This is a genomic window from Candidatus Hodarchaeum mangrovi (assembly GCF_975850365.1).
This window is the reverse complement of sequence record NZ_CDLCQJ010000152.1, coordinates 1-5,298: the sequence shown is the minus strand read 5'-3', so window position 1 is coordinate 5,298 and position 5,298 is coordinate 1. Positions and strand designations below refer to the sequence as shown.

Annotated in this window: 6 protein-coding genes; 1 reads left to right on the top strand and 5 read right to left on the bottom strand. The window is 30.5% G+C overall.

Translation table 11 applies throughout. From position 1 onward, the window contains the following. Positions 1–51: 51 nt before the first annotated feature. The 4 genes from ACWVCY_RS14685 to ACWVCY_RS14670 form a co-directional block, all read right to left on the bottom strand. Positions 52–1,854 carry a hypothetical protein gene (locus ACWVCY_RS14685; RefSeq protein WP_455143829.1) on the bottom strand — a complete coding sequence of 601 codons (1,803 nt, stop codon included), beginning with the start codon at positions 1,852–1,854 and terminating at the stop codon, positions 52–54. A 3-nt stretch (positions 1,855–1,857) separates the two neighbouring features. Beyond that, complete coding sequence (locus tag ACWVCY_RS14680; protein WP_455143827.1) at positions 1,858–2,340, bottom strand: hypothetical protein; 483 nt, start codon at positions 2,338–2,340, stop codon at positions 1,858–1,860. 79 nt (positions 2,341–2,419) lie between these two features. Further along, positions 2,420–3,781, bottom strand: a complete 1,362-nt coding sequence (locus ACWVCY_RS14675) for a lactate racemase domain-containing protein (protein ID WP_455143826.1) — start codon at positions 3,779–3,781, stop codon at positions 2,420–2,422. Between the two features lie 19 nt (positions 3,782–3,800). Next, positions 3,801–4,082, bottom strand: coding sequence for a hypothetical protein (locus ACWVCY_RS14670; RefSeq protein ID WP_455143824.1), 282 nt, complete (start codon positions 4,080–4,082; stop codon positions 3,801–3,803). Between the two features lie 161 nt (positions 4,083–4,243). Between ACWVCY_RS14670 and thpR the strand changes: the two genes are divergently transcribed. Beyond that, a complete protein-coding gene (gene thpR, locus ACWVCY_RS14665; protein ID WP_455143822.1) occupies positions 4,244–4,801 on the top strand; it encodes an RNA 2',3'-cyclic phosphodiesterase in 558 nt (185 codons plus the stop codon). Between the two features lie 92 nt (positions 4,802–4,893). Here the strand turns inward: thpR and ACWVCY_RS14660 are convergent, their stop codons facing one another. Continuing rightward, positions 4,894–5,064 (bottom strand): hypothetical protein, encoded by a 171-nt coding sequence (locus ACWVCY_RS14660; RefSeq protein WP_455143820.1) that lies wholly within the window; start codon positions 5,062–5,064, stop codon positions 4,894–4,896. Positions 5,065–5,298: the final 234 nt, after the last annotated feature.

Below are 5,298 nucleotides of genomic sequence, written 5' to 3'. Positions count from 1 at the left end.
TTTATTTATCCTAGTTTTTGTTAAAAGGTATGGAAAATCCTCTAAAAGCATTTATTCATTATTTCTTAATTTTTTTTCTTCTTGTATTAAGTCATGTGCAATTGAAAGGTATCCTTCAACTTCTTTCATTTGCATTATTTCCCCTGCTTCTATTGCTAAATCAGGGTTATGCAAAATGCTTTTTACAAGTTCGAGTATTTTTTCGCTAGCATGGGCTTTGCTATAATATTTAATAGCTTCAGTATAGTGATTTTTCTCTTGCGCAGCTACCCCCTTCAAGTATGCTTGATGTTTTTTTCGCTTTCGATAATAGAAAAAGCCTGATATAGCACTAAATACTACTAATATTACTATTAACAAAATAATCACAAATAAAAATGGAAAAGGAGGTGTTTTAGTCTCTTTTTTATAGATCTCGGATATAGCTGAGTTATCTGCTTGATCCCAAATCTCAATCTGTATAAAATAGTTTGATTCTGCTTGCAAGTTTACGAGATACATGGTATGGTTAAATTGGTATTCATTTTTTGATATTGCTTGATCAAGTGATTCTATTCCATAACGGATTACAACTCTAACCTTTTCATTCACAACTATTTGAACATTGAAACTATTATATGTTACAAGTTCTAAAGATATTTCCAAAAATTTTGGTGAAGTAAGATCTTTTCCTTCAACGACCCACAATCCTCGCCTCAAAGTACCTATTAAAAGATCAGTAATATTATCATTATTATATTGAAAGGGTATTATCAATGAAATTTCTACCTGGCCTAGAATTAAATCCTGATCGCTTATTGAAACTCCAATTGTTTGGTTAAAAACTATAACTGATCCACCTTTTGTTCCAACAATCAGATCAATGTTTGGATCTCCAGTAAATTCACAAAAACTAAGGGTAGTAGGGTAAACTAATGAGCTCCATGTCTTTAATTGAGTTGAAATCTGGATTGCTAATAATTCTCCTGAACTTGCAGCCATGTAAACATAATCTGTATTATTAGAATCAAAATAGATTGAATCAATCAACAAATTTCCTAAAGATAATTGGAAAACACGAATTCCTGTTATCGGATTCAAGAATATAATGTCATGGTCATAACTATATGCAACAACAATATGCTCATTAAAATTTAATCCCAAAACTGGATTTAATCCAAGCGAATAGTTCCATGCCAAATCTAATCCTTTATATGCGTAAATATCTCCCGTGAGTGTTCCCACAAGCGCATTCTCCCCAAGTGTCTTTAAAGCTATTATTTCTGAATTTATTGAATTATTTTTAACAATATTTCCGCTGGAATTAAGCCAATAGAGCCTTTTCTCATCTCCTCCAGTAACTATATAATGATCTTCACTATTGTTTATAGCTATTAGACCAAGTGAAGATAATGTTTTATTACTAATATCTTTTTGCCAAAGAATTTTTCCTGTTCCTGAGATAGAAAGAATTGTGCCATTTGAAAGAGAAATATATGCCCCACTTATTTGAGAATTAAGAAGAGAATTTCTGATTATTGCACGAATATATCCTGAAGTTATGAAAAGACTCCATTTCTGCTCATTAGAAGTACTAGAACTTTGATATCCTAAGATTTGAGTTTTAAAACCAATAATAAAATTATTTATGCTTTCTGACTTATTATAGATGTTTACAACTCCAGTAATAGTCTCTTGAATATCTATTCCAAGATTAAATGAGTTCCAATTTTGTGTAGAGGTAATAATATTCTTGAATATCAATTTGTTGTCATTAATATTCTTATTATCAAAAACTGTCAAAAAACTGGTTGTTAGAATCAGGAAAATGAAAATTTTTACATTTTTGCTTCCTTGGATTCTCACTTGAGTCACTTACTACCTTCGTTTCCGCATTATATAGATAAAACAAAGATAACCAAGTAAAATAAAGTGAAATTCAAAGCTTGTGGCTTTTACTGGTTCTGTGGGATATGATTCAGAAGTAGTTTCAGATTCTAATTCAATATATACAAGAATTGTCTTATTTGCCGTATTTCCAGAATAATCCATCACATATAATGTATAGCTATAGTTACCTAATGGCACGTAATTTATTTCAAATTCAAGAAATCGAGATTCGATATAACCTGTAGATATTAGTTGTCCTTGGACTCCCTGTTGCAATGAATAATTCCTAGGATCATCATCTATGATTACAAAACTTAGATTAAAGGCAAGTCCAACAAGGGAGTGGATTTCAGAAACAGGGGACTCAATTATTGGAATTAATGAATTTGGTGATCCTTGAACAGAATCAAATTTATTTACAAAGATTACCACTAATAAAATTGAGATACAAAACCATTTCCACCTTTGCACCTTATCATTTCACCTCTTGAAGAAAATAACAAAGGTTATCTTTTTAATTATTATGAAGTACACATTTTCCTTAGGATTTCTACGGAGTAAGAATTGGAAGAATATTGTAATCTTCAAATACATAAATTAATGCCTTGGGATTTTTCTTAAGGAATCTTTCAATAAATAGCTTGAGTGCTTCTTGCGGGGAAGAAGAAGGAAGAGCAGATACTCGAAATATATCCTGAAGTTCCCCTGTATTCATTTGAGATATAACAAAAATATGACCCTCTGTGAGCTGTAATATACGGAAAATATCCACTGCATTTTGAATTCCAATCTCAAAGGTGTTTTCAGAGCATTTATTCTTAATTACCCACTGCATTGCTTCTTTAAAAGAAAGGTTTTTTACCCTTTCCATAGTTTCAAAATAATCAGCAGGTCCATATCCCTCTGAACATTCTGCTAAAAGAATTATTGTTCCTCCTTGTTTTACTGCGTGACTTGCAGCATTTATTCCTTTTCCAGCTTGATAGAAATCCACAGATGGTTTAGAAACAATAACTATATCAGCTTTTTCATGTATAGGGACATTTCGTATTTTAGATAATTCTTGGAGCGCTTTTTCATGAATACTAAGTGGATCACCTGAATTTATAGCAATAAAATTTCCATTATGTAAAATTGCATCTATTACAAAGACTTTGAGTCCATGTTTTTTGATAAGAATATGCACTATTTCCCGAATATCTCCTATTGCTATATTACCTTCAATATTTCCCATCTGACATTCTTTTCGAAATCCAGTTTCTATATCAAAAATTCGTGAATGATTTACGCGAACAGTCTTTCTTGCACTTACTCCTGGCACAAAAAGTTTTACCGAACCAGCTACTCCAGCAAAATAATGATATTCAGAATCACTTAATGGTATAATAATACTGCTTCCAAGTGTACGTTTATCAATTAATATTGGTGTTCCAAGAGACGATTCTCCCAAGTACTCATGGTTATCAATATCATCGCAATCATGAATCCAAAGATAATCTTTCCAATCTTCAAATAATGATCCTAAAATATTCCGTTTAATCTGTTCAGGAGTTGGGGGAATATGGGTTCCTGTTGCTATTAATAACCAAATATCATTTCGTTTAACTCCAAATTCCAATAAATACTTCTTCAAGATCGGTAATAGTAGCCGTGTATGAACATTGGGCCTAGTATGGTCATCAATTAATATTACAATGGGTTTACCAACACGATAGGTCGAAGTAATCATGTTTTCTAAACTAAATGTGTTATTTGGGTTTCTAAGGGATTCAATTAAAGCTTTTTTGAAATCATCTAATAGTTGTAATTTAGGTACTTGGAGATAACTTACTCTTGCAGCTTTTGGTACAAAATGAGAAATTTTTGTCTTTTGATAATAAATTGGTGTATCCAGAAAGTTATCTTCGTTCAAAACAAGACCTCGAGTTTTATTAAAATCCCCCTTTAGTTTTTATCTGTATAACTCTTGCATTTACTTCATCTAGTGCCTGTTTCTGACTGATAATTTTTTCGTTTTTCTTATAATTAGGGTCATAGAGGATTCCTGAAATAAAAAATATCGTTCCAGGGATTAATAGAGAAAGTGAAAAGAAAAACCAATAACCTGGCCATAAAGGATCATTTAAAAGTTTTAACAGGCATAATCCTCCTGTGATTAGAAGCAGTGACCCAAAACTTATCATGAACAACTTGGATATAGACCATTTAACCAATGTTTCTTCCACAATTAGTCTAAATAAATAAAACTTAATATTCTGAACCTACATTTCTTAAAATATTTATCTAACCGAAATTCTTAAACCTTGTTAAAATTCACCTAAAATGACAATTTAAATTAAATTTCTTTCTAAGTTTTACTCTGGTGGAATTACATATGGTAAGAACCTTTATTTGTGTAGAAATTAATGATCCTATTATTTTAAACTCTCTTGAGGCTCAAATTTTTATCCTTTCCAAGCTTGGAATCCGTACTAGTAAACTTAAACAAATACATTTGACATTGAAATTTCTAGGAGAAATTTCTGATGTACAAATCGAGAAAATAAAAAATCAACTTCAGAAAATCAATTCCCCTCAATTTAACATCCAATTAAAGGGTATGGGTTGTTTTCCTAGTTTGAATTATATGAGAGTAGTTTGGATAGGAATTTCAGAGGGAGCTGAGAGACTTAAAAAGTTATCAGCTCAAATAGAAGATTTAATGTATGAGGAAGGATTTTTACGAGAAAAAAGAGGGTTTTCACCTCATTTAACTTTGGCAAGAATTTCAAAATTAAGTCCTCCAAATAAATTAAACCTTCAGGAGCATATCAAACAGAACCAGGAAACAAGTTTTGGAACTCAAATAATTACAGAAGTAATACTAAAGAAGAGTGATTTAACACCACAAGGAGCTATTTATACTGATATCCATAAAATTATCTTAAAATAGATGTATTATAGCCTGAGAATGCTCTTCTTACTCATTTAAAAACCAAAATCCAATTCTGTATAATGATAGATGTTGAGGATAATTTAAATTTTTTAATCATTCTTTGTTACAACAGTAATATTATCATAATATAATTGTTGTCTACAATTTTCACAAATATGATTCATTTTTTCAGTAGGTTTTACAAGAGGAAATACTTTCAACTTTGATGATTCTATCCTGCCACATTTATCACATGCTAGTCTATTCCCGATTTTTGCCATTTCTATTCAATCCATTTAGACTGTTTAATACAAATTCTAGAAATAAATTTCATCTAATGATTTTTCTTTCAAATTGGCATGTAATTTCCTTTATTACTTGTATTTAATTCATGCTTACATAAAAACCTTATCTAGACATTCTCTCCTATATTACCTTTTTTTCATTTAGAATACTTTTACAATTATGAAAAAAGCAAAAGAAAATTCTAGTAACTGATCAAAAGAAACTTCTTT